The following is a 1,120-nucleotide window of genomic DNA, read 5'->3' on the forward strand; positions in this document are numbered from 1 at the left end:
CAGGGCGGTTGCAGGAGCTGAGTGCAACACGGTTATTGAATTGAAGCCGGAGCATCATGCCGCATAGCCAAGGCTTCCTGCATCACCTCTCCCATGACTTCGATCGGGCATTTGAAATCGAAGCGCTTACGGGGGCGCATATTCAGTTGCAGGGCGATGGCATTCAGTTGCTCCTGGCTGTGTACCGACAAGTCAGTCCCCTTGGGCAGGTACTGGCGGATCAGGCCGTTGATGTTTTCGTTACTGCCGCGCTGCCATGGGCTGTGCGGATCACAAAAATAAATAGCGACCCCGGTCTGCTGGGTGATTTCAGCATGCCGCGCCATCTCCCGGCCTTGGTCGTAGGTCATGCTCTTGCGCATCGCCAGCGGCATGCCGTTGAGCGCTGCACTGAAGCCCTCCATCGCCGAGGTCGCCGTTGCGTCGTTCATCTTCACCAGCATCAGGTAGCCACTGGTGCGCTCCACCAACGTGCCTACCGACGAGGCGTTGGCCTTACCCTTGATCAGGTCGCCCTCCCAATGCCCCGGCATCAGCCGGTCTTCGATCTCTGGCGGGCGCACGTGAATGCTGACCATCTCCGGAATCTGGCCGCGCCGATCCACGCCGCCAGAGCGCGGTCTGCGCGTCGCCTTGCTTTGGCGCAGGCAGATGATCAGCTCCTTGCGCAGCTCGCCGACCGGCAAGGCATAGATCGCGTTGTAGATCGTCTCTCGACAGACGTAGGCATCTCTGAGGCTGGGAATGTTCATGCCGCGCAGCTTGCCGGCAATCTGTTCAGGAGACAAACGCTCACGCAACATATGGGTCACCAACTCGAAGCGCTCACTGCCCGGCAGAAGCTTGCGCTTAGGGCGACAAACCTGGCGCCGAATGCTCATCTGTCGCTGGGCGCAGCGGGCCGAGTAAGCACCACTACTGCCTCGATTGCGCTTCAGCTCTCGACTGATGGTCGAGGGCGACCTGTCAATCAGGCGAGCAATGCCGCGCAGGGTGAAGCCTTGAGCTTGACTGAGCTGAATGATCGCGCGCTCTTCAACGCTGAGTTCGGAATAGGACATAGGGGCAGCACCGTACCGGAAAGGTCAGGTGTTGCACTCAGTTTTCGCGGCCGCCCAGT

General features: G+C 60.1%; 1 protein-coding gene. It reads right to left on the minus strand.

The genetic code is table 11. The features are described 5' to 3' along the window. Positions 1-32: 32 nt before the first annotated feature. Positions 33-1,061: an IS30 family transposase gene (locus tag HBN63_RS21570; RefSeq protein WP_017246483.1), complete on the minus strand. Its 1,029-nt coding sequence runs from the start codon at positions 1,059-1,061 to the stop codon at positions 33-35. Between the last annotated feature and the right edge of the window lie 59 nt (positions 1,062-1,120).

Source organism: Pseudomonas sp. WS 5011 (assembly GCF_012985775.1).
Classification (GTDB): domain Bacteria; phylum Pseudomonadota; class Gammaproteobacteria; order Pseudomonadales; family Pseudomonadaceae; genus Aquipseudomonas; species Aquipseudomonas peli.

Bases quoted from the DNA above. Each gene is read 5' to 3' on its own strand.
- HBN63_RS21570 (WP_017246483.1), bottom strand. From the start codon at position 1,061: ATGTCCTATTCCGAACTCAGCGTTGAAGAGCGCGCGATCATTCAGCTC.